Annotated in this window: 19 protein-coding genes; 4 read left to right on the forward strand and 15 right to left on the reverse strand. The window is 64.8% G+C overall.

Annotated features, from left to right (window positions below; all coding sequences use genetic code 11):
• The 13 genes from ACK1VC_RS05545 to mdcA form a co-directional block, all read right to left on the reverse strand.
• Positions 1-631, reverse strand: a 631-nt coding sequence (locus ACK1VC_RS05545; RefSeq protein WP_449117872.1) for an SCO family protein, incomplete at its 3' end; no start/stop codon positions are given.
• A complete protein-coding gene (locus ACK1VC_RS05550; RefSeq protein WP_095115257.1) occupies positions 628-1284 on the reverse strand; it encodes an SCO family protein in 657 nt (218 codons plus the stop codon). The genes ACK1VC_RS05545 and ACK1VC_RS05550, both read right to left, overlap by 4 nt.
• Positions 1281-3257: a cytochrome D1 domain-containing protein gene (locus ACK1VC_RS05555; RefSeq protein WP_016487354.1), complete on the reverse strand. Its 1977-nt coding sequence runs from the start codon at positions 3255-3257 to the stop codon at positions 1281-1283. Before ACK1VC_RS05555 ends, ACK1VC_RS05550 begins: the two co-directional genes overlap by 4 nt.
• 18 nt (positions 3258-3275) lie before the next feature.
• Positions 3276-9122, reverse strand: a complete 5847-nt coding sequence (gene mnxG, locus ACK1VC_RS05560) for a manganese-oxidizing multicopper oxidase MnxG (RefSeq protein ID WP_197884223.1) — start codon at positions 9120-9122, stop codon at positions 3276-3278.
• A gap of 282 nt (positions 9123-9404) precedes the next feature.
• Entirely contained in the window at positions 9405-10169 is a 765-nt protein-coding gene (gene madM / locus ACK1VC_RS05565) for a malonate transporter subunit MadM (protein WP_016487356.1), read from the reverse strand.
• 2 nt (positions 10170-10171) lie between these two features.
• Positions 10172-10594 (reverse strand): malonate transporter subunit MadL, encoded by a 423-nt coding sequence (gene madL, locus ACK1VC_RS05570; RefSeq protein ID WP_016487357.1) that lies wholly within the window; start codon positions 10592-10594, stop codon positions 10172-10174.
• Between the two features lie 216 nt (positions 10595-10810).
• Positions 10811-11731: a malonate decarboxylase subunit epsilon gene (gene mdcH / locus ACK1VC_RS05575; RefSeq protein ID WP_016487358.1), complete on the reverse strand. Its 921-nt coding sequence runs from the start codon at positions 11729-11731 to the stop codon at positions 10811-10813.
• Positions 11728-12342 carry a malonate decarboxylase holo-ACP synthase gene (locus ACK1VC_RS05580; protein WP_024717553.1) on the reverse strand — a complete coding sequence of 205 codons (615 nt, stop codon included), beginning with the start codon at positions 12340-12342 and terminating at the stop codon, positions 11728-11730. Before ACK1VC_RS05580 ends, mdcH begins: the two co-directional genes overlap by 4 nt.
• Before the next feature lies 1 nt (position 12343).
• Complete coding sequence (gene mdcE / locus ACK1VC_RS05585; protein WP_191086657.1) at positions 12344-13135, reverse strand: biotin-independent malonate decarboxylase subunit gamma; 792 nt, start codon at positions 13133-13135, stop codon at positions 12344-12346.
• Positions 13132-13980 (reverse strand): biotin-independent malonate decarboxylase subunit beta, encoded by an 849-nt coding sequence (locus tag ACK1VC_RS05590; protein WP_191086658.1) that lies wholly within the window; start codon positions 13978-13980, stop codon positions 13132-13134. Before ACK1VC_RS05590 ends, mdcE begins: the two co-directional genes overlap by 4 nt.
• Entirely contained in the window at positions 13973-14272 is a 300-nt protein-coding gene (locus ACK1VC_RS05595; RefSeq protein ID WP_016487362.1) for a malonate decarboxylase subunit delta, read from the reverse strand. Before ACK1VC_RS05595 ends, ACK1VC_RS05590 begins: the two co-directional genes overlap by 8 nt.
• A gap of 1 nt (position 14273) precedes the next feature.
• Positions 14274-15173, reverse strand: a complete 900-nt coding sequence (locus tag ACK1VC_RS05600; protein ID WP_191086659.1) for a triphosphoribosyl-dephospho-CoA synthase — start codon at positions 15171-15173, stop codon at positions 14274-14276.
• Positions 15173-16834: a malonate decarboxylase subunit alpha gene (mdcA, locus tag ACK1VC_RS05605; RefSeq protein ID WP_016487364.1), complete on the reverse strand. Its 1662-nt coding sequence runs from the start codon at positions 16832-16834 to the stop codon at positions 15173-15175. The genes ACK1VC_RS05600 and mdcA overlap by 1 nt, the downstream gene beginning before the upstream one ends.
• Positions 16835-17089: 255 nt before the next feature.
• Between mdcA and ACK1VC_RS05610 the strand changes: the two genes are divergently transcribed.
• Together ACK1VC_RS05610 and ACK1VC_RS05615 are read left to right on the forward strand one after the other, a co-directional pair.
• Entirely contained in the window at positions 17090-18160 is a 1071-nt protein-coding gene (locus ACK1VC_RS05610) for an enoyl-CoA hydratase/isomerase family protein (RefSeq protein WP_191086660.1), read from the forward strand.
• 16 nt (positions 18161-18176) lie between these two features.
• The gene (locus tag ACK1VC_RS05615) at positions 18177-19328 is read left to right on the forward strand and encodes an acyl-CoA dehydrogenase family protein (RefSeq protein WP_016487366.1); all 1152 of its coding nucleotides are present in this window, start codon (positions 18177-18179) and stop codon (positions 19326-19328) included.
• 82 nt (positions 19329-19410) lie between these two features.
• Here ACK1VC_RS05615 and ACK1VC_RS05620 read toward each other — a convergent pair whose 3' ends face one another.
• The gene (locus ACK1VC_RS05620) at positions 19411-20343 is read right to left on the reverse strand and encodes a LysR family transcriptional regulator (RefSeq protein WP_023048678.1); all 933 of its coding nucleotides are present in this window, start codon (positions 20341-20343) and stop codon (positions 19411-19413) included.
• Between the two features lie 126 nt (positions 20344-20469).
• On the opposite strand from ACK1VC_RS05620, the gene ACK1VC_RS05625 reads away from it, so the two are divergent.
• Positions 20470-20730 carry a DUF2790 domain-containing protein gene (locus ACK1VC_RS05625; protein WP_016487368.1) on the forward strand — a complete coding sequence of 87 codons (261 nt, stop codon included), beginning with the start codon at positions 20470-20472 and terminating at the stop codon, positions 20728-20730.
• Between the two features lies 1 nt (position 20731).
• Here ACK1VC_RS05625 and ACK1VC_RS05630 read toward each other — a convergent pair whose 3' ends face one another.
• Entirely contained in the window at positions 20732-21424 is a 693-nt protein-coding gene (locus tag ACK1VC_RS05630; protein ID WP_096426144.1) for a tRNA (adenine(22)-N(1))-methyltransferase, read from the reverse strand.
• A 136-nt stretch (positions 21425-21560) separates the two neighbouring features.
• On the opposite strand from ACK1VC_RS05630, the gene ACK1VC_RS05635 reads away from it, so the two are divergent.
• A complete protein-coding gene (locus tag ACK1VC_RS05635; protein ID WP_016487370.1) occupies positions 21561-21941 on the forward strand; it encodes a RidA family protein in 381 nt (126 codons plus the stop codon).
• The last annotated feature ends 28 nt before the right edge of the window (positions 21942-21969 follow it).

Raw genomic sequence — 21969 nt, forward strand, 5'->3', positions numbered from 1 at the left:
GCATGCGCTGGGCAATCGCTGCCGGTGGTGCATCCGGGCGGATCTTGCTCCAGCGTTTGCCCGCCACATCACCGGCAATCAGCTGCGTGGAATGCTGCTCTGGGCTGGGCAGGAACTGGCCGATGCGGCCGAGCACCAGGTCGACATTGGCTTTGTCGCCGGTCAGGAACAACCAGTTCGGCCCATCCACCCCCTGTTTCTCGGCAAACGCCTTGAGTGCTTGCGGGGTATCGTTGAGCGGGTCGCTGCTGATCGACACGAAGGTCACCTGGCTGGCCAGTTGCGGCCCCATGGCCTGGCGCACTTCGCGCAGCTTGCGGGTGATCAACGGGCAGGCGTCGGTGCAGTGGGTGAAGATCACGTTGAGCATCACCACCTTGTCTTTGAGCACATCACTGTAGAAACGCAGCTCGCGGCCGTTCTGGTCCTTCAGTACGGTATCGGTGAACCAGGTCTGGGCATCGCGGGTGCCGCCGCCACTGGTCATCGCCTGGGGGGCTGGTTGCGGCTCGGGGGCCTGCTCCACGTGGCCTTCGTGGGCGAACGCCACCGAAGCGAGAATCCACAGGCAGCCGCCCAGCACCAGCCAGTCGAAACCGCGCATGCCGCCGCGGGAGGTTACAGAGCTCATGGTTGCACCTCATGGTGGTCGGCAATGGCCGTGCTTTTGGCGTGCGCCCGACGGGCGCTGAGACGGTTTATTTCTTCGATCAGTACCGTTGGGTCGGTGAAGCCGTAGTAGCGCGTCCAGTGCCCGCTTCGCCCGTCACCCACCAGGATCAGCGGCGGGTGCTGGCTGAGGTCGGCGCTGAAGCTGCCCAGGCCCTTGAGGGTTTCGGTGATGGCGTAGGGGGTGCCGGTCAGCCAGCTCCAGCCCGGCCCCTTCTGGAAAGCCTTGGCGTAATCCTGCAGGCGCTTGGCATCGTCACGCTGCGGGTCGACGCTGATCGAGACCATGCTGATCTCCTCACCTACCCGGCCACCCAGCTGTTGCTGGACCTTGCCCATGATCGACGACACCACCGGGCACACTGTGGTGCAGCTGGTATAGATAAAGCCCATGACCACCAGGTGGTCACTGACCAGGTCCTGCTCCAGGCGTACCGGCATGCCATCCTGGTTCAGCAGGGAAACGTCGGCAAAGCGCACACTGGTCTTTTCCTGGCGAGCCGCCGGTGGCGGCTCGGCGTGGCCTTTGTGATCGTGCCCGGCGTGGGCCATGGCCAGGTTGCTGGCAAGGGCCAGGCTCAGGGCCAGCAGTTGGAAAGAATGCTTGGCGTTCATCGCACACTCCTCATGTCAGTCCGGGAAGCGTTGGTCGCTGCGGCCGGCAGGACGCGCAGGCTGGTGTAATTCTCTTCGGCAAACTTGCGTCCCAACGATGGCGACTGCACATGCAGGTACCAGGCGCCGGCTTCGGGCAGTGTCAGGGCCGCCTGATAGACACCCTGCCCCACCTCCAGCAACGGCAGGTTGCGTGGCATGGACGACGGCGCCAGGAAGTAGCGCAGGCTCAGGTCAGTGAGGCCCAGCCGCGGTTGGCCGTCATCACCGACGATGCGTACCCGAGCGGTAATGGCGCTGTGCTGCGGCAGCGGTTGGTCCAGGCCGATGAACTCTGCGTGCGCGCCCTTGCGCTTGCCGGCATTGGGCGCTTCGGCGACATCGGCGCTGAAGCAGTGGATGATCTGCGGCTGGTTGAGCAGAAAAGCCACGTCAAATTTGCCGGCAGCGGGCAGTTTTACCGTTGAGCCGTACACCCCGGGTGCCACCTCGCGCAGGCTGCGGTCGATGACGATGGCGGCGCGGGCCTGATGACCACGGTTGTTGTAACCGGACATCGGCGCATTCATGCCCTCGGCGTAAAAGTAGGTGGTGTTGTCCACCGGGTTGACCACGAACACCGAGTTGTCATCACGTGACACCGACAACCCCTGGGCCAATGGCAGGTCACCCGCCTGGCGCGGCGCTGCAGGGCCGGCCTCGAAGCCCTGAACGATCGGCGAGCGCCCTTCGCCCAGGCTGGACAGGTTGATCATGGTCACTTTCGGGGACGCCAGGCCGCGCACATAGGCATAGGCCTTGGTGAAGGTCAGTTGGTAGGGTTCGGCCGCCACCGGAATCTGGTGGATCAGCTTGTCGGTACTGGCATCGATCACCAGGGCCTGGTTCTCAAGGGTGTTGAGCACCACGCCGTAGCGGCCATCGCTGCTGAAACGCATCGGCCCGAGGCCCTGCTCGGCCTTGACCGTGTGGCGCAGCTGGTGGCTGCGCGCATCGAACACCCGCACGCTGCCTTCCTCGCCATCGACCACGTAAACGGCCTGGGACAGCGCCGAGTAGCTGACCGACAGCGGGTGCGGGCCAACCTTGATGGTTTTGGCAAGGCGCATTTGCGGGATATCGATGACGCTGAGGGTACCGCTGTCGCGGTTGCTGACGTAGGCAAAGCGCGAGTCGGCGCTGAAGGCAATTTCGTGATGCCCGGTGCCGGTGTTGAAGCTTTTAAGAGGCGTGCGCCCCGGCACGTCGATGACCGTCACCCCACCTTTGGCCGGGTCACTGCTGTTGTTGCCGACCCACAGCCGGTGCTGATCGGGTTGCAAGGCCACGCGCAGCGGCTGCTCGCCGGCGTCCAGGTCGGCCACGCGGGTGAAGGTTTCGGTATCGATGACCGCCACCTTGCCGCGCTCGGGGATCGACACGAACACTTGCTTGTCGTCGGCAGTGGCCACCCAGTCCATTGGCCGCCCGGGCAGGTCGATGCGGGCCATGGTGCTGGTCACGCCGCCCACCGAAACGGTCGGATCGATCACCGTCAGGCTGGCGTCGTTGTTCAGCATCAACAGGAAATAGCTGTTCAGGTCGAGCAGCGGTCGGGCGCCGATGCTGCTCTTGAGAAACAGCGCGACCCGCGCCTTGCAGCTTTGGCTGCGGTCGCCTGTCGGGGCCGACTGCGCCGGGTCGATCCACGCCCCCGGCGCCATGCCCGACAGCGGCTGGCCGCTGGTCTGGTCGCTGACCTTGAAGCGGATGTTGGCGAAGGCGCCTTCCTTCAACTCGCCCCCGGCCAGCGGCCGGGCCTCGAACTCCACGGTCACGCCGTCCCGGCTGAGCCGGTGCAGGGCCTGCGGGTCGGCAGGTTCCTGCAACAGCTCGCGCGGATCGCACCAGAGCTTTTCATACGCCACGCCCAGGCCGATCAGCGCCACTCCCAGCAATACCCCCAAGTAAGCAGGGCGAGTCTTTTTGTTCATGCTCGCGCTCCCCTTCTGTCACTGCGCCGGGGCCGTTGCCGGCGGCGCTTCGTTGGTCACCCGCAAAATCCCCCACAACCCGGACAGGTTGCCGTAGGCGGCGTAGTCGCGGAACAGGTAGTCACCCGCCACCGCGTTGGCACCGCCGGCACTGGGCAGCATGAAGCTGAAGTGCGCCGCCGGCAGTACGCTCTCCTGGGCGCCGATGTACATGGCCATCGGGTTGTAGCCGAAACGCACCGAACCAATGCCTGGCAGGCTCATCGGGTAGCCGTCCAGGTCACTTTTCTCGGCCTGGTAGTTGTGCAATGGCCACAGGTGCCCGTCCAGCTGGTAGACCATGCCGCGGCTGCCGCCACTGGGCATCACGATATGGTTGCGCACCGGTTGCCCAGGCTTGGCGTACAGCACCGGGGTCTGCGGGTCGCCACCCACCAGGGCGTTGGCGTAGGCCATATGGGCGTTGGGTACATCACCAAAACCCAGGCCATTGGCACGGCCGAACGGCGAATCGGGCGCCATGCCGAAGCGCAGCCACAAGGGTTCGGTCTTGTAGTTGACCGCCATGTTGCCGTTGTCTTGCGGGTCACCGGCAGCACCGTTGCCTTCGGTATTGATGCCTTCTACCGGACGACCATCGGCCCAGCGCATGTTCAGTGCGCGCTGCCACACGGTGACGAAGTCGCGGTAGTCCGGCTGGCCGCTGACCTTCACCGTGGCCTGGGCACGTGAAGCGGCGTCCTCGGTCCAGGTGGCGGTTTGCGGCAGAATGCTCATGGCACCCACCAGGCCTTTCTGCGGCTGTTTGATGAAGTCTGACGGGGTCAGGTTGAGGCCGCCGAACTCGATGGCAGTCGTGTTGATGTTGTCCACTGTGCGGCCTAGCTGCGACACGGGTTTGCCTTCACGCTCCAGGTGGCCGGCGTAGTACTGGTACACCTTGGTCGGGTAGGCGCCACTGGTGCCAGCACGTGGCGGTACGGTCTGCACCGGGTTCAGGCCTATGTTGGCGCCGTCGGACTTGGTGATGTCGTAAGCCAGCAACTGCGCATGCAGGCCCACGTGGCTCGACGGCCGCATCAGGTTGTTGGCAAAGGCTGTGGCACCTTCGCTGTCGAAGCGGTCACGCTTGACCACGTTGTGCATCACTGCCGTGCTCGGCAGGTCTGGCATCACCAGCGGCAGGCGGTTCTCCAGGGTGATGCTGATGCAGTCGCCGGCGTTGGCGCGCAGCACCAGAGGCTCTACCGGCACACCCGCCTTGAGCTTGCCGGTGGTGGCGTCGAGGTCAGCCTTGCGCACGTACAGGATCGCGGTCGGGTCATGCAGCGGTGCACTGTGACCACCGATGGTGAAGGGCTCCCCATCTTCGGGGTCTATACCACTCACCAGCGGGATGGCGGTTCTACGGCTATTGAACACCAAGGTGCCGCCGTTGGCCTTGAGCGCGCCACCGACATGTTGGCCGATACCCTCCACGTCATTGATGCTGACGCCATTACGGTTTTCGAGAATGTCATTGGCCAGCGCCGCAACGATCTCGTAGTTGCGCTTGACCGTGGTGCGAGTGCCGATGCCGTTGGGGTTGGCCGTGGTTTTCGGGCAGATGCCGTCAAAGTTCACGGTGTTGCGCATGGCCACCGGTTGCGGGTTGTTGGGCAGCGGGAACAGGTCGGGACGCTGCGCGGTGTAGTTGCGCATGATGCCCCAGATACCGTTCCAGTAGCCTTCCAGGGCGGCGTCCAGCGAGTACAGATAGTCGCCGTTGGTGGCGGCGGAACTGGAGATCATCGACACCGGTGCCATAAAGCCCATCTGCTCGGATATACCAATCATCTGCGACGACTTCCAGCCCGAGTTTGAGCTATTACCGAAACCTGTGCCGTTCTGCAGCCACTTCACGCCATGCAGGGTGACGTTGTGCTCCTCCTCATGGCCACCGGCGTGCATCCGCAGGCGCACGTTGTCACCGGAGTAGGTGCGCAGCAGCGGGGTGAAAGGGTCGCCCGGCTCGGCGCCAGCCTTGTTGATGTGCGGCGGGAACAGCGTGGTGCCGCCGGTAGGACCCACGGCCGAAGTTATCGCCGAGGGTGACAGGTTCATCGCCGGGATGGCGCGGTCGGTGCGGGTTTGCATGGCATAGCTGAGGTCGCCGGCCAGGCCGTCGGCCTGCATGCCACGCTTGCCGTCCGGGCCAACCTTGTTCGGGTCGAACACGCGCAGGGCCAGCGGCTCGTTGCGATAGTTGACGACGAACATGCCTGGGTCATCCACCGAGATCGCCTGCGGACATGGCCGGCTTGGGCAGCCAGGGTTGATACCGCCACGTTCCTCGATAATGGCCTCCAGCAGGTTCGATGCCTTGCCGCGCACTGGCGGGTTGATTGCGTAGCGGAAGCTGTCGGCGGTGGCCGGGTACGACTGGGCATTGGGCACGCCGTCCGGCCCTGCGCCTACGTAAACCCCGGCTTCATAGGCATGCTGGAAGTCGCTGTATTCCAGGAAGAACTCTCGGTAGCTGTCGTTCTTGCCATCGCCATCGTGGTCGCCAGTCTGGATTACCGCCTGCCATGACGTCGGGCCTCCGTCCTGGCGGGTGGCCGGGTTGTACAGCTGCTCGCCGGTTTCGGCGTGATACCAGGTGGACCCGGCCGGTTCGGCCAGCACGGTGGCATACAGGCCCAGTTGCTGGTGGGTCGATGGGCCAAGGTGGTCGTGGGTGAAGATGGTGCCCAGGCCACGGTCGATGTTATGCACGTTCACCAGCGGGTCTGCGAACCAGCGCTGCATGGCCGTGCGTGCGCCCAGCCAGTCAGCCCGGCCGAAGCGGCCGAAGTACGGATGCTGTCTGGCTTTCGGACAGGCAGCGGTATCGTCGCGGCTATCGCCCTCGGTGCAGCCGTTGTATGCACGAATAGCCTGCACCCGCTCGACCACGCTGCCGGGCGAAAGAATGCCGTCTTCATAGTTCCAGCCATTGGCCGAGCCGTCGGCAGCGGTCAGGTCCCACTTCGGCAAGTGGATGTGCTGGCCGATCACATCGGTCGGGGTGCGCACCTGGTAGTCGTCCATCTCGTAGATGTTCGGGATCAGGTTGGTGTGCTGGTACATGGTGCAGTCGAAGGTGTTCATGCGCATCACCAGTGGCTCTGGCGGGCGCTGCTTGGTGATCACTGGCCAGGCGTCTTCCCACAGGGCGATGATGCGAGCCTGCGGGAAGTGGTAGCCGACCTTGTTGTACACCGCATCGAACTGGATGTTGGCACCTTTGTAGATACGTGGACGGTCGGCGGTAAAGGCGGAAGCGCCACGGAAGTTGACGCCGGTCAGGCTCTCGCCGCTAACGAACTCACCCGCACCGGAGGATTGAGTGAGGCGCTTGCCGCGGTCATCCATGCACGGTTCGTAGAACGGCGCGCCGGCAGTCGGCAAGGCGCCATTGGTGCGAAACGCCTTGGGCACCGGCTGGCTACCAGGGATCAGGGCATAGCTGGGGTGCTCGGCCATGGCGTGGAATTGCATGGCCGCCTGTTCGACATCGGTGCCCTCTTCTGGCAGATAGATGGCTTTGGCCTTGTGCACGACCTTGGTGAAGTCCAGCTTGGTGGTGGTGGTTTGCGCTTCGCCACCGGCGGATACACCGTCCAGTGCATGGCGGCCAAGGCCGCCGTTCCAGCCATCGACCTGGTTCGCATCCAGGTTGGCCCACAGGGCTTTGCCGCTGTCTTTCAACTGCCGGGCCAGGGCTGGGTCGAGCATGTCCAGCGGCGGGGTCGGCGGGCGGTTGCCGACGCTGCTTTCAATGCCGCCGATCCAGAACGGGTAGCCTGGGTTTTTCAGGGTGCCGTCGGCGTTGCGGTTGGCCTCGGTGCGGTCGACCAGCGCCAGCGAGCCCACGGCCTTGCGTACAGCCCCCTGGCTGGCGTGGTCGTCATCGCCCTCTTCTTCGGTGTCGTCATCCTCGGTGGCGGCAACCAGCGCTTCAGAGAGCTTCGGCACGACTACGACCTTGCCGGGCATCGGCGCCATGGCCTTGCCGGGCAACGGTACGATGGCCGGAATCGGCGTGCCGGCGATGATCTCGCCGTCTGGCAGCGCACGGGCCCCCACGGCCGGCTTGCCGCTGCGCAGGGCGAACGGCGTGCTGTGGAAGCCGTTCTCGCCCTGCCCGCTCACCTCAAGGCGGGTGCCTTCTTCGAACACGTCGTGTACGCGCCACATGGCCCACATGCCTTGGGCGAAGTGCGGGTAGAAGTGGCAATGGTAGATGGCATCACCGGCCACCCGGTTGCGGTTCCCCGATCCGCCATTGGCGATTTCGTAGGTGTAGCCGACGCCAGCGCCGATACCCTGGGCATCGATATAGTCGGAATTGTCGTCATTGGGGTTGAATAGCCACTGGTGGCCATGCAAGTGGAAGATGTGCTGTTCGTGGCCGTTGTGGGTGTTGCGGAACTTGGTGAAGTCACCGATATAGCTATGGTGCACGTTGGCCGGCTCTGAGGGATAAAGGGCCATGCTGGCCTTGACCCCGACAGCGCTGGCCGGGGGGACTTCACCCGGGCGGATGTGCTCCAGGCCGACGTTGGCCGGCACATCCACCAGGGTGCCGATGTCACCGACGGTGTGAGCGCTCAGGAAGAACTCTTCGTAAGCGCACGACAGGCAGTCGTGCATCGGGCCTACCCCCAGGCGGTTGGCAACCACTTCGGCACCCATGCCACCGGAACCGTAGTTGATCATGAATGAATCGCGTGTCGGCTCCAGCACATGGCCCATCACCGGGTCAGCCCAGTAGCCGGGGAACGCCTGGGTACCGGCGACCTCGTCGGCGAACTGCGAGGCGAAATCACGGAACGCCTCCAGCCGGTTGGGCAACGCCGGGTTGCGCTTGCCGATGCTTTCCAGTGGGTAGGTCGACTTGGGGAAGCTGCCGTCAGGGTTGGGGCCCATGACGATGGCATCGGTTTCGCTGTTGATGATCTCGTTGCCATTAACCATGGCAATGATCGGTTTGCCAGCCTTGCCCTCGGTGATCCAAGGCTCTGCCTGGGGGTAGCGGGCTTCATAGTCGATCACTGGCTGGCCGGTGGCAGTGCGGCCGGTCGTGGCCAGGCGCATTTCTTCTTCGGTGAGGGTGTTGCGGTAGGTGCGGCCCAACTTGGGTACCACCACCACCTGACCGAACAGGCCATTGGCAACATTGCCTGCCGTGCCTTCGCCGCCGAACGTGGCGGCCTTGCTGGTGGCGGCAAATGCCCCTTCACGCTCGGCATACAAGGTATAGCTGCGGGTGCTGCCGGGGCTGGCGAAGAAATTACCGTTGCGCCCGGTATAGGCGGAGATGTCGGCGATACTGTTGACCGCCTGCATGCCGTTGACCTGGAAGCCGACCATGCGCTCGGCGACCTGTTCGTCGGCTACAACGCCTTCACCGCCTTGGTTTTCAACCTCCGGCCCCTCCTCCTCACCCTCGGGCTCTTCGGCCTCGATGCCGTGCTTGTTGGGGTTGGCCTGGTAAGCCAGCAGGTTGGTCAGGTTGACGGTGAGGCAGTCACCGGCTGCTACCCGCAGCACAATCGGCCGCGGGCGCTTGTCGGGGCGCAGGGTGACCTTGCCCGGCACTGCGGCGCCACCCTTGCTGAGGGGGACCTGTTTGTCGTCCACCACATCTTCGCGCAGGGCGAACATCATGCCGTTGGCGTTTTGTGCGCCAAGGCGGTTGAACATCAGTGGCTGGTCCAGTGCCACCACGTTGGCGACCAAGGTGCGCTGGCACTGCACGGCCGCCTCGCTGGTCGCTTCCCAGCCTAACAGGGCCAGAACGAGTGATGACAGAAGGGGGCCTTTGCGTGGCGTCGACATGCTACACCTCCGGGGCACGGGAACTCTGTGGAGGGGTGGAGCAAGGTGTATGCCAGAAGGATATTTTTATTATTTATCAGTGGTTTGCACGATCAATCGGAACAGATTGGGGAGGATCCCCCGGCGGTTTTCCCCGATTTGGGGGCAACGGATTGCATGACTTGAAGGCGATGCAATCACTGTGGGAGCGGCCGTGGCCACGAACACCGGCGAAGCCGGTGCCATGCACCGCGTCGCCTGCTTCGCGGGCACGCCCGCTCCCACAGAAAGGAGGGTACGACGTCAGCCGACCAGACCACGTACGCAGAAATACAGAATCGACGGCCCCATCAGGCACCCCAACCCGGTATGGAAGGTGGCGGTCAATGCGCCATACGGCACCAGCCGCCGGTCCGTCGCCGCCAGCCCGGCCGTCACCCCCGACACGGTTCCGGCCAACCCGCCGAACACCATCGCCGAGCGCGGGTTGTCGAGCGCCAGCAGGCGCGCCGACACCGGGGTGAACACCATCACCAGGATCGCCTTGATCAGCCCGGTGGCAATCGACAAAGCCATCACGTCCGAGCTGGCACCCAGCGCCGCCCCGGTCACCGGGCCGACGATATAGGTCACGGCACCTGCGCCGATGGTGGTCATGCTCACCGCATCGCGGTAGCCGAAGGCGTAGGCGACTGCCGCGCCAACAATGAATGGCAGCACCGTGCCCAGCAGCAGCGCCACCAAGCCAATCATCCCGGCTTTGCGCGCTTCGGTGGCCTGCACCTCGAAGGCCGTCGCAACAATGGCGAAGTCACGCAGCATGGCCCCGCCCATCAGGCCGATGCCGGAGAACAGCGCCATGTCGGCCAGGCCTTTTTGCCCGCCCGTCACGGTGCCACCGACCCAGGCCAGCACCAGGCCGATGACGATGGCGATAGCCGAGCCGTGCACCCGGCCGAAGGTGAGGTATTTCGACAGCACAACCGACAACCACATGATTGCGCCCACCGCAGCAAAGGCGGTGACCAGGCCGTTGTGTTCCAAGGCATTTTCAATAATCGGCCACATGTTCAACGACCTCCTGCAGGAGTAACCTGCGCGCGGGTTTCAGGGGCGGGTTCAAGCGCGGGCAAAGGCTCGCCGCGGTGGCTGCGGCTGATCAAGGCGATGGTCGCGCCGCACACCAGCACCGCGCCCACTGCCGCCAGCAGCGCCACCGGCCCGCCGTGCAGGGCGGTGACCACATTCTGCTGGGCCGCCATGGCCACCACTACCGGGATGTACATGGCACCCCAGAAGCCGACACCGAACTCGCATTCCTTGCTCATGCCGCCATTGCGGTGCATGTACAGCCGCGCGCAGATCAGCAGGATCATGGCGATGCCCACCCCGCCCACATTGGATTTGACGCCCAGCAGCACGCCCAGGAAGTCGCCGACGATAACGCCAGCAAGCGTGCAGACCGCCAGCAGAGCCACACCATAGATGATCATTGTTGTTGTCCTCAGGTTGTGTCGAAGTTGCTTGTTGTTGTTCTTCGTAAACACACACTTATGCGGCGTTCGCGGTCTTTGTGGGAGCGGCCTTGTGTCGCGACAGGGGTGCGCAGCGCCCCCAAGGATCTTCGCTTCACTTCAGAATTGCCGGGGCCGCTCTGCGGCCCAATCGCGACGCAAGGCCGCTCCCACAGGGATTGCGTTAGCCAGCCATCATCGCCGGTCAGCCACCTCCTGGCGCAGCAGCGCATCCAGGGTGTCCCAACGGGTGCCTTCCACGGCCACTACCCTGCCCTGTTCGAACACGGCCCGGGCCAGCCCGCTGAGCACGCTGCCGGGCGGTATTTCCAGGTGCAGTCGCACGCCACGCTCAAAGGCGTTGCGCAACGTGGCACGCCAGTCGACCACCCTTGCCATGTTGCCCGCCAGGTCATCGCGCAGGCGCTGCGGGTCGAACACCGGGCGCGCGCTGCTGCCGCTGAGGTAGGTGATGCGTGGGCGGTGCAACTCGACCGAGGCGAAGGCACTGGCCAGTTCCGCTGCCGGGCCATCAAGCAACGGGCAATGCGAAGGCACGCTGACCGCAAGGCGCCGGGCGACGCCTTGGCCAAGACGACGCGCACGGGCTGCGACCGCAGCCATCGCCGAATCGCTACCAGCGATGACAATCTGGTTTTCACTGTTGAGGTTTGCGACATGCACCTCACCGCCGGCATCCACCAGCAAACGCTCGACAGTGGCCAAGTCCATGCCATTGAGTGCAGTCATGCCGTAGCCTTGCGGATAGGCACACTGCATCAACCGGCCACGCAGGGCGACCAGGCGCACGGCATCGGCAAAACCCAGGGCGCCCGCCGTGACAGCTGCGGGATAAGCGCCAATCGACAAGCCCGCCACATAATCCGGCGCAGGGCTGCGCTGCATCAGCCAACGTGCCCAGGCCACGCCACTCAGCAGCAGGCACAGCTGAACCGCCCGGGTAGACTGCAGCGCTTGCGGGCTGTCCAGCGCCTGCGCAGCTTCGCCCAGGGTATCGCTGGCCTCCTCCAGCAGCTGCCCGGCGCCCTCTGGCAGATGCTGCAGCATCCCCACCTGCTGAGCCCCCTGGCCAGGGAAGGCGAACAGGCTGCTCATGCGGCACGCTCCATCACTGCCCAAGGCTCGCTGACCAAGCGCGGGCCATGCGGCGACTTGAGCAGCACGCGGCGGGCAAAACCGGCCCATTCGCGCAAGGCAATGGCGCCTGCCGGGGTTTCCAGTTGCACATCGATACGGCACGGCGCGCAGTCGAGGATATCCTGCAGCTCCCGCGCCTGAGCGCGGGCCAGTGGTTGCGGGGTACGCAGCAGCAGGTCCAGGTCACTGTCGGCGTGTACCACTTCAACGCCGGTCGCAATCTGATACCCCACCCCGCCCGTCGGCCCCCATTCCAGGCCGCTGGCCTGCAATACCGGGGCGACCGAGGCCAGTGCCTGTAGCGCAGGCCATGGGCTTTGTACGTTCACACGCAGCACTTCGGGGCCTTGCCGACGCTGGATATCGGCCAGGCGCATCAACACACCCAACCGCTGTGCCCGGCCCACACCACGCACCCCAACCGCCACCCAGCCATCCTCACAGGTGGCGCGGCGCACCACCACCGGCCGGCCGCTTGCCAGCACGTCCTGCGCCCACTGCGGCGCATCGGCGGGCAAGCCCGACACGGGCATCCCCCACAGCAGGTCGTGCGGCCTTGGCGCGCTCATCTCAAGCGCCCTGCCACTGGCGGCGCAGCTGTTCGCGTACCAGGCGCGAAGCGCTGCGGTTTTCCCCCGCCAGCCGTGACGACAGGTCGGTCGAGCTGCCAATATCGTGCACCGCTTCTGCCAGGCAGGCACGCACCTGGGCAATGTCGGCGCGGCTCGGTGCCTCGGCGTTGTCCACTGTCAGGCGGCGCCACAGCAGGCCCAGCGAGGCGTAGCTGGCCAGGTCGTAGGCCATGGGGGGCACTTCGGCGGCCAGAGCCTCAAGTTGCTCGACGCTTCGCAGGGTAATCCGCGCCGCAGCCGCCTTGCCCATGGCATGCACCATGACCCCGGCATCGTCCAGGGCGATCAGGCGCTGGGCCTGGTAACCGTGGGCAAGAAAGGCACCGGACATGGCCTTGCCGACCAGCAGACCGATTACCGGGTGCCCGGCCAACCGCGCCTGGGCGTAGGCCTGCACGGCACCGGCCAGTGCCTGGTGAATGCCCAACGCCTCCTCGCGGCGGCCGTAGGCCTGGCTGGGCACGTCGACCACCGCGACAATGGCCCGCTTCTGGCCATCGCGGTCAGCTTCCACCGCCTCGCTCACCGCCTTGGCCAGGCCCCAACCTTCCAGCAGGCCGACCTCGCCCGAGCGGGCACGGGGGAATGGGTTGTCGGCATCGGGTACCACGGCGATGAAGCGCACCAGGCGGTTGTCCAGTTCGCCGTCGATCACCCGCAGCGACGCGGGGTAGCCCGGCAAGGCTTGCCCGCCGGCCAGGCCCGGCAGCCAGTTCAAGGCACGGTTCATTGGGCTTCTCCTTGATAAAGGGCGCGCACGGCGGCGGCATCCAGTTGTGGGCAGTTTTCGCCCAGCCGGGCCAGCCGGTCGAGGAACCAGGCGTGCTGGCTGGCGCGGTCTTTGGAGGGTGCATCGAGCAGTTGCAACAAGCGATCGCGCAGTGCATCGATATCATCGGCCACATAGCCGTCCACCAACCCGCTGGCGTAGCGTTGCTCGCCACCCGTCAGGCTCCAGATGAAGGGGCGGTCCTTGGCATCGTATTCGCCGATGCCGGCTTCCTGCTCGATCACCTGCGGGCCGTTGAGGCCCAGGCGCGCTTCGCGGGTCACCAGCAGGTGGCTGCACAGGCCTGCGGCGATGGACATGCCGCCGAAGCAACCTACCGAACCTGCAATCAGGCCGATCACCGGCTGCAAGGCCCGCAGCTCGACAATCGCCGCCTGGATCTCGGCAATCGCCGCCAGGCCCAGGTTGGCCTCTTGCAGGCGAACGCCACCGGTTTCCAGCAGCAACACAGCGCAGGTGGGAGTACCGTTGCGAGTGTCTTCGATGGCCAGCTCAAAGGCGCCGGCGATTTTTGCACCACCCACCTCGCCCATGCTGCCCCCCTGGAAGCCACCTTCAATGGCAGCGACTACGGCATGGCGCCCGTTCAGCCGGCCTTTGGCGATAACCACGCCATCATCGGCCTGAGGCACGATGCCCTGTCGCGGCAGCCACGGCGACATCAGCCGATCGAACGGGCCCAGCAGTTCACGGAAGCTGCCCGGGTCGAGCACGGCGCGGGCGCGCTGTCGGGCGCCCAGTTCGACAAAGCTGCGGCTGCGCAGCAAACGTTCGGTGTCAGTCATGGGCAATCTCCTCGAAGCCTTGCTCAAGGCGCAAGCGCACCACGCCTGGCGTGGCGCCGAAATCGTGGATGTCGATGTTCACGGCCGGCCAGGTACGGCCCTCGAACAGGCGCTGGAGCAGTTGCGCCCAGCGGGCGCCGCTGCCGTTGACCGAGGTCATCACCTGGATGTGCAGGCTGCCGGCAGTGCCGGGCTCGATCAGCACCTCGAGGTCGCCGGAGCTGACGCAGCCCACCAGCGTGCGGCCACGGCCAGGTTCGGCGGCGGGGAATTGAAAGTTCAGGGTTTCCATTTCACAGGCTCCCGGCTTTGTCGAGGAACAGGCAGGCGGCCAGCAAATCGGCGGCGCCGCCCGGTGAGGCGTTCAGGTGCAGCAGTTGCTGGTCCAGCCCGCGCAGGTGCCGGCGCCCTGCCAAGGTGGCGCTGCCGCCCTCGGCAAGTACGGCGCGGGCACCTTGCTGGACGGCAGCCAGCCCGGCCGGGCCGCTGCGCCAGAGCACACAGGTGTCGCTGAGCACGGCCATGATTGCCAGTAACGCATCAAGCCGGGCATGCGACTCGCTGGCCCCGGCAGCGCGGCTACGTTGCAGTTGTGGCAGGCCGTACCCGACCACGGCGGGGAAGCCTTGCTGTGCCTGTTCGCGGGCACCGCCGGTGCCGTAGCGGTGGCGTACCTGCGAGCCGTGGCTGTCCTGGCGCGGCATGGCCGGGTCGTCGAACAGCGCGATGCGCCCGGCACGGGCGGCCAGCGTGCAGGCGTCTGCCTGGGTATCGAGGGCCGTGGACGCCACCAGCAGGCCCAGTGCCCAGATGGCGCCGCGGTGGGTGTTTACCCCGTGGGTGGCGGCAAGCATCGCGGCCTCGCCTTCGCGGCCGAGCTGGCCCAGTGCGGCGCGCAGAGGTTGACCAACCTGGCCGATGGACTGGGCGGCTTCGGCCATGTTGCGCAGGCATGGCCACAAGGCCAGCGCCGAAGCGTGCATCAAGGTCAGGGTCATGTCTTTGTGGGCGCCGTTGCTGCGGCGGTCGACCAGCCCGGGTTTGGGGGACAGGTCGGCTTCGTCGATCAGGGCTTCAACGGCCAGGTCGGCGAGGTGGTCGGCCAGGGGAATTTCGGTTGCCTGGGCTGGCCTCTTCGCCGGTGAACCCGCTCCCACAGGAACCTGGGGGAGTGCGAAAAAGAGTGCTTTCATCACCAGCTCCTGAACCGTGCAGGCGGGTTGTAGAGGCCGCCGGACCACTCGACCAGCTCGGCAATGCTGCGTGCGGCCAGCAGCTCGCGGCTGGCGTCGGTGCGGCGAATGCCCAAGTCTTCGGGCAAGGCGATCAGGCCTTGCTGGCGCATGCGCAGGGTGTCTTTCGGATCGTGGCGCAGGCCGATGGCGGTAACCCCTGCCACCGCGGCGATCATCTGCTGGCGTTCTTCCAGGCTGCGGGCCTTGTACAGGTAGGCAATGCCCTCCTCGGTCAGCAGGTGGGTGACGTCATCGCCGTAGATCATCACCGGCGCCAACGGCATGCCGGCCTTCTTGGCGACTTCCACGGCATCGAGGGTTTCCACGAAGGTGGGCTTGCCGCCTTCCTGGTAGGTTTCGACCATTTGCACCACCAGCTTGCGGCCGCGCTCCAGCAGGGTTTCCGGCACGGTCATGTCGAGCCAGGCCGGGGTCGCGTGGCGCCGGCCACGCGGGTCGTGGCCCATATTCGGCGCACCGCCAAAACCGGCCAGGCGGCCGCGGGTCACGGTCGAGGAATGGCCATCGCCATCCACTTGCAAAGTGGCGCCGATGAACAGGTCGACAGCGTATTGCCCCGCCAGCTGGCACATCATGCGGTTGGAACGCAGCGAACCATCGCGGCCGGTGAAGAACACGTCCGGGCGCTGGGCGATGTAATCCTCCATGCCCAGCTCGGTGCCGAAGCAGTGCACGCTTTGCACCCAACCGGTCTCGATGGCCGGGATCAGGGTCGGGTGAGGGTTGAGCGTCCAGTTGCGGCAGATCTTGCCCTTCAGGCCCAGAGACTCGCCGTAGGTGGGCAAGATCAGCTCGATGGCGGCGGTATTGAAGCCGATGCCGTGGTTCAGCGACTGCACCTGGTGTTTTTCGTAGATGCCGCGTATGGCCATCATCGCCATGAGCACATGCACCGGCTTGATGTGGCGCGGGTCTCGGGTAAACAGCGGCTCGATGTAGAAAGGCTGGTCGGCCACCACCACAAAGTCGACCCAGGACGCCGGTATGTCGACCCGTGGCAAGTCATCGACGCGGTCCACCAGCTGGTTGACCTGAGCGATGACGATGCCGTCGCTGAAGGCAGCAGGCTCTACCAATGCGGGGGTATCTTCGGTGCTGGGGCCGGTGTACAGGTTGCCGTCACGGTCGGCCATGAAACCGGCCACCAGGGTGACATTGGGGATCAGGTCGACCAGCAGCCGCGAGTACAGTTCGATATAGGTGTGGATGGCACCGACTTCGAGCAGGCCATCTTCCAGCAACTGGCCGATGCGCAGGCTCTGCGGGCCGGCGAAGGAAAAGTCGAGCTTGCGGGCAATGCCGCGTTCGAACAGGTCAAGGTGCTCGGCGCGGCTGACGCTGGGCATGATCATGTGCAGGTCGTGCAGGCGCCCGGGGTCGACTTTGGCCAGCGAGCGCGACAGGAAGTCGGCCTGCTTCTGGTTGTTGCCTTCCAGCACCACCCGGTCCCCGGGGGCCAGCAACAGTTCGAGGGCTTCGACGATACGTTCGGTGGGCAGCACCACGCCGTCGGCAAGGTGGCGGACCCGATCGAGGCGGCGCTGCTTTTCGGCGCGCCGCCGCGACCATTGCGGCGGTGGATTCTGAGTTATTGTCATGGTGACTCCACAGGTTCGCTGTCGTGGACATCACCTTAGGGCTGTGCTGCCCGGCGGATCAATCAAGCTGCCGGTGTGTTCATTACGGTAAGGTTAATGAACTGCCCTGCTAGAGGACTCACCCACGGCAAAAATGCACGATACCCCTGCATAATTGTCGATTGTGCAGGGCAAATTCGCATGACAGGATCCTGCGATCCTCCAGCGAACTCCAGACTTCACTTGGAAAATCAATAACAAAGCAGGGAGAACGCAATGACTGCGCACGCTCAAACCTTGGCAACCGAGCCTGTACTGGCCGAAGTCCGCAACCAGGTTGGCCACCTGACCCTGAACCGCCCCGCCGGCTTGAATGCCCTCACCCTGGACATGGTTCGTAGCCTGCGCCAGCAACTGGACCAGTGGGCCGAAGACCCGCACGTGCGCGCCGTGGTGCTGCGCGGCGAGGGGCCCAAAGGCTTCTGTGCCGGTGGTGACATCCGCTCGCTGCACGACAGTTTCAAAGCGGGCGACACGCTGCATGAAACCTTCTTTGTCGAGGAATACGCCCTCGACCTGCTCATCCACCGCTACCGCAAGCCCGTGTTGGTACTGATGGACGGCTTCACCCTCGGCGGCGGCATGGGCCTGGCCCAGGGCTGCGACCTGCGCGTGGTCACCGAGCGCAGCCGGCTGGGCATGCCCGAAGTGGGCATCGGCTACTTCCCCGATGTCGGCGGCAGCTACTTCCTGTCGCGCATCCCCGGCGAGCTGGGGATTTACCTGGGCGTCAGCGGCACCCAGATCCAGGCGGCCGACGCCCTTTACTGCGGCCTGGCCGACTGGTACCTGGCCAGTGACCAGCTTGCCGCCCTCGACCAGGGCCTGGACCAACTGAGCTTTGGCGACAACCCGCTCAAGGACCTGCAGAACCTGCTGGCCAGGCTCGGCACCCAGGTTTTGAGTGATGCCCCCCTGGAAAAACTGCGTCCGGTCATCGATCACTTCTTCTCCCTGCCCACCCTGCAAGCCATCGTCGAGCAACTGCGTGCGGTCAGCATCGGCGACAGCCATGCCTGGGCAGTGGCCGCCGCCGACCAGCTGGAAAGCCGCTCACCGCTGGCCATGGCGGTTACTCTGGAGATGTTGCGCCGCGGTCGCCAGCTAGGGCTGGAAGACTGCTTTGCCATGGAGCTGCACCTGGACCGCCAGTGGTTCCAGCATGGCGACATCATCGAAGGCGTGCGCGCCCTGATCATCGACAAGGACAAACAGCCTCGCTGGAACCCGCCGACCCTGGCCGCGCTGCAGCAGCAGCGGGTGGACCAATTCTTCGAAGGCCTGTGAGCCCGGGAGTACACAGATGCAAGACCTTGAACTGAGCGAAGAACAGATCATGATCCGCGACATGGCCCGGGATTTTGCCCGCGGCGAGATCGCCCCACACGCCCAGGCCTGGGAAAAGGCCGGCTGGATCGATGACGGCGTGGTGCGCAAGATGGGCGACCTGGGCCTGCTGGGCATGGTGGTACCAGAGGACTTCGGCGGCAGCTACACCGACTACGTCGCCTACGCCCTGGCCGTGGAAGAAATCGCCGCAGGCTGCGGCGCCACCGGGGCGATGATGAGCATTCACAACTCGGTAGGCTGCGGCCCTCTGCTGGCCTACGGTACTGCCGAGCAACAACAGCAATGGCTGCCACGCCTGGCCAGCGGCGAGGTGATTGGCTGCTTCTGCCTGACAGAGCCCCAGGCCGGCTCCGAGGCGCACAACCTGCGCACCCGCGCCGAACGGGTCGATGGCGAGTGGGTAATCAATGGTGCCAAACAATTCGTCAGCAATGCACGCCGCGCCGGCTTGGCCATCGTCTTCGCGGTGACCGACCCGGAGCTGGGCAAGAAGGGCCTCTCGGCGTTCCTGGTGCCCACCGACAACCCGGGCTTCAAGGTCGACCGCAGCGAGCACAAGATGGGCATCCGCGCCTCCGACACCTGCGCGGTCACCTTCGACAATTGCCGCATCCCCGCAGCCAACATCCTTGGCGAGCGTGGCAAGGGCCTGGCCATCGCCCTGTCCAACCTTGAAGGCGGCCGTATCGGCATCGCCGCCCAGGCGTTAGGCATTGCCCGTGCAGCCTTCGAGGCGGCGCTGGTCTACTCGCGCGACCGGGTGCAATTTGGCAAACCGATCAACGAACACCAAAGCATCGCCAACCTGCTGGCCGACATGCAGGTACAGGTAAACGCCGCACGTTTGCTGATCCTGCATGCCGCCCGCCTGCGCAGCGCCGGCAAACCGTGCCTGTCGGAGGCATCACAGGCCAAGCTGTTCGCGTCGGAAATGGCCGAGCGGGTGTGTTCGATGGCGATCCAGGTGCACGGCGGGTATGGCTACCTGGAAGATTACCCGGTGGAACGCTATTACCGCGATGCGCGGATTACCCAGATCTATGAAGGGTCGAGCGAGATCCAGCGCATGCTGATTGCACGCGAGCTGAAGCACTACCCCCTGTAGTACGGCGGTCCCCATCTGTGGGAGCGGCCTTGCGGCCCAATCGCGGCACAAGGCCGCTCCCACAAGTAAGCGGATCTGCGTTTCAACGCCAGTACCGCGAATCATCCACCACCTGCGCATGCCCCTCGAACAACGCTGGCAACTGCTCCTTGAGGTAATCGATCCAGGTCCGCACCTTGGCATCCAGATAATGCCGTGACGGGTACATCGCATACAGCGCGCTCTCGCGCAGGCGGTACGGCGCCAGCAGCCTGCACAACCGCCCTTGCTCGATCGCCTGGCTGGCCGTATAGAACGGTAGCAGGCCAATGCCCATGCCCAACTCACTGGCCACCAGCATGGCATCGGCAACGTTGGTGGAGAAGTTGTCACTCGGTGTGATCACACACTGGTCCACACCCTGGGGGAATACCCAGTCACCTTCATACATGGGATACGCCATGCGCAGGCAGCGGTGCCCATGCAGGTCCTCGGGGCGCTCAGGCACCCCATGCCGCTCCAGATAGCTGGGTGCTGCGCAGGGAATACTGAAAATATTGCCGAGCGGGACGGCAATCAGCTGTGAGTCCGGCAGCGCGCCGTCCACGGTGATGACCACGTCATGCCCTTCGGCCAGCGGGTCAGGGTTGCGCTGCGACAGCGTCAGCTCGATCACCACCTCCGGGCACAGTGCGTTGTAGCCGGCCACCAGCGGCATCAGCAGCAGCCCCAGGCCGTGCGGGCAATGCAAACGCAAATGGCCGCGAGGCGTGAGGTGCGCACCGCGGGCCTCACCCACCGCCTCTTCGGTCAGCAGCATGATTTGCCGCGCGCGCTCCAGAAACCGCTCGCCCGCCTCGCTCATGCGCAGCCGCCGGGTGGTGCGGTGCAACAGGCGGGTCTGCAGCTGGTTTTCCAGCTCGGCGACGATACGCGAAACCTGCGCTGCTGAAATATCCAACGCATTGGCGGCTGCAGCGAAGCTGCCACATTCCACCACCCTGGCGAAGGTACGCATGGCATGCAGCATGTCCATGAAAGTGTGCTCCTTGTTCAGTCTTATTCTTGCGTTACAGGCAGGAATCTATCACGGAACAGCCCATTTATTGTGAATGACCAATGAATACATCATTAGTCATACATTCAAGAAAAGGAACCTGTCATGAAACGTTCGATCGCTGTCCTTGCTGTTGCTGCTGCCTTCGCCTCGTTTGGTGCCCTTGCTGATGCAGGCAGTACAAAGGCAGCCAGCAGCACGTATGAGTACGGCATGCCGCTGGACGTGGCCAAGGTCATCTCCATCACCCCCGCCAGCAACGCCGCCGACTGCCAGGTCGGCACTGCGCACATGGTGTATGTCGACCACCAGGGCCAGAAGCGCGAAATCGACTACCGCGAAATGGGCAACTGCTCGCAGCAGTGAGTCAGGCCAGGACCTGGGTGATCCAGCCCACCTGCTGATTGAAGTCGTCGATTTTCGCCTGAGGCACCGCATCGCGAGCCCGCTGGAAATTGGCCAGGGTCTGCTGCTTTTGCCGCAGCATGCGCCGCCACTTGACCAGAAACGCCTCGCTTTTCTCCTGCATCAACACTGGGCCGAAGTACAGCTGCTCAGGGCTATATTCCACCCTGCCCGGCTCGGCGACGATGATCTCGTAATCGAAGCGGTTTTCCCGCAGCAGCTCTTCGTTGACGATGTGGTAACCGTTATCCGCCAGCCACTGGCGCAGCTCACGCTCACCGCCATTGGGCTGCAGTACCAGGCGCGTGATGCCACCAAGGCGCTGCTTGCCGGCCTCGAGGATCTCGCACATGGTGTCGCCGCCCATGCCGCAGATGCTGACCACCGAGATGCGGTCTTGCGGCTCGACCGCTGCCAGCCCATCCGCCAGGCGCACGGTGACCCGGTCTTGCAGGCCGTTTCTGCGCACGTTGCGTTGGGCCGAGGCGAACGGCGTCTGCGCCACCTCACCCGCTACAGCGGCCTCGAGTACGCCGCGCAGCATCAATGCCACCGGCAGGTAACCGTGGTCCGAGCCGATATCGGCCAGGCGCGCGCCCTGCGGCACATGTGCGGCCACGCGCTCCAGGCGCCTGGACAAAGTCTGTTCGTTCAAAGTGTGCCCCTGGCTTTGCAATGGGCGCGATTCTGACGGCGAACGTCGCGCATTTCAAACACCGGGGTGCCCTCGACCGGGTGCGCCTGCTCGCGTAGGCTTGCCGTTTTCCTTCCGTAGCAAGGCAAAACACACCATGGCACATGCAGACATCATCTACACCCCGGACCCGGACGCCGAGTCGATTTCGTCCGACGTCGCCGAATTCAACGGCGTACTGGTCACCACCCAGATCCCGACCCACGCCGACGGCAGCCTGGAGCTGGGCGGCATCGTCGAGCAAAGCGAATGCACCCTGCAGGCGTTGAAAGTGGCGCTGGAAAAGGCTGGCAGCGGCATGGACCGCGTGCTGCACCTGACCATCTACCTGACCGACATGGCCGACCGTGCCGCGTTCAACGAGGTGTACCAGCGCTTCTTCAGCAAGCCATGGCCGGTACGTGCGGCCGTGGGTGTGGCGTCGCTGGCATTTGACGGCATGCGCGTAGAAGTCACGGCGATGGCTGCCAAGCGCTGAGCTACCTGCAAGGGCCCTATCGCCGGCA

This window comes from Pseudomonas sp. XP2 (genome assembly GCF_053557975.1).

What these genes read in the sequence shown, in the direction of transcription:
- ACK1VC_RS05600 (WP_191086659.1), bottom strand. Translation starts at nt 15,173, where the DNA reads ATGAAAGCACTCTTTTTCGCACTCCCCCAGGTTCCTGTGGGAGCGGGT.
- ACK1VC_RS05615 (WP_016487366.1), top strand. Translation starts at nt 18,177, where the DNA reads ATGCAAGACCTTGAACTGAGCGAAGAACAGATCATGATCCGCGACATG.
- mdcE (WP_191086657.1), bottom strand. Translation starts at nt 13,135, where the DNA reads ATGAACCGTGCCTTGAACTGGCTGCCGGGCCTGGCCGGCGGGCAAGCC.
- ACK1VC_RS05620 (WP_023048678.1), bottom strand. Translation starts at nt 20,343, where the DNA reads ATGGACATGCTGCATGCCATGCGTACCTTCGCCAGGGTGGTGGAATGT.
- ACK1VC_RS05555 (WP_016487354.1), bottom strand. Translation starts at nt 3,257, where the DNA reads ATGAACAAAAAGACTCGCCCTGCTTACTTGGGGGTATTGCTGGGAGTG.
- mdcA (WP_016487364.1), bottom strand. Translation starts at nt 16,834, where the DNA reads ATGACAATAACTCAGAATCCACCGCCGCAATGGTCGCGGCGGCGCGCC.
- madM (WP_016487356.1), bottom strand. Translation starts at nt 10,169, where the DNA reads ATGTGGCCGATTATTGAAAATGCCTTGGAACACAACGGCCTGGTCACC.
- madL (WP_016487357.1), bottom strand. Translation starts at nt 10,594, where the DNA reads ATGATCATCTATGGTGTGGCTCTGCTGGCGGTCTGCACGCTTGCTGGC.
- ACK1VC_RS05580 (WP_024717553.1), bottom strand. Translation starts at nt 12,342, where the DNA reads ATGAGCGCGCCAAGGCCGCACGACCTGCTGTGGGGGATGCCCGTGTCG.
- ACK1VC_RS05590 (WP_191086658.1), bottom strand. Translation starts at nt 13,980, where the DNA reads ATGACTGACACCGAACGTTTGCTGCGCAGCCGCAGCTTTGTCGAACTG.
- mnxG (WP_197884223.1), bottom strand. Translation starts at nt 9,122, where the DNA reads ATGTCGACGCCACGCAAAGGCCCCCTTCTGTCATCACTCGTTCTGGCC.
- ACK1VC_RS05595 (WP_016487362.1), bottom strand. Translation starts at nt 14,272, where the DNA reads ATGGAAACCCTGAACTTTCAATTCCCCGCCGCCGAACCTGGCCGTGGC.
- ACK1VC_RS05625 (WP_016487368.1), top strand. Translation starts at nt 20,470, where the DNA reads ATGAAACGTTCGATCGCTGTCCTTGCTGTTGCTGCTGCCTTCGCCTCG.
- ACK1VC_RS05550 (WP_095115257.1), bottom strand. Translation starts at nt 1,284, where the DNA reads ATGAACGCCAAGCATTCTTTCCAACTGCTGGCCCTGAGCCTGGCCCTT.
- mdcH (WP_016487358.1), bottom strand. Translation starts at nt 11,731, where the DNA reads ATGAGCAGCCTGTTCGCCTTCCCTGGCCAGGGGGCTCAGCAGGTGGGG.
- ACK1VC_RS05635 (WP_016487370.1), top strand. Translation starts at nt 21,561, where the DNA reads ATGGCACATGCAGACATCATCTACACCCCGGACCCGGACGCCGAGTCG.
- ACK1VC_RS05610 (WP_191086660.1), top strand. Translation starts at nt 17,090, where the DNA reads ATGACTGCGCACGCTCAAACCTTGGCAACCGAGCCTGTACTGGCCGAA.